Below are 292 nucleotides of genomic sequence, written 5' to 3' on the forward strand. Positions count from 1 at the left end.
TTTGTAGTAGCTTGATATAATTAGCTTTGAGAAATAAAGTTTATTAGAATCTTTGCTCAATCTCAATAATGGGAGTTAATTAGGTTATAAGTTGTGGATTAAATTTTTAATAAATTCTCTTCCAATTCCAGTTTTTAAATACTTTTCTCTTTTCATTGCTTCGGCTTTGGAAGGGAAAAATTCCACATGAATAACTTTCCAAGGTCTGAATTTTAAGGTATGACCTTTTGTTCCAAGAAAATTATGAGATTTAAATCGTTCTATTAAATTAGAAGTAAAACCAGTATAATTA

The 292-nt window shown here is 27.1% G+C and carries 1 protein-coding gene; it reads right to left on the reverse strand.

The genetic code is table 11. The features are described from left to right. Positions 1-84: 84 nt before the first annotated feature. Positions 85-292 (reverse strand): GIY-YIG nuclease family protein (locus H2650_RS15755; protein ID WP_188051783.1); only part of this gene is annotated, 208 nt, incomplete at its 5' end.

Source organism: Flavobacterium sp. GP15 (genome assembly GCF_014281985.1).
Lineage (GTDB): Bacteria > Bacteroidota > Bacteroidia > Flavobacteriales > Flavobacteriaceae > Flavobacterium > Flavobacterium pygoscelis.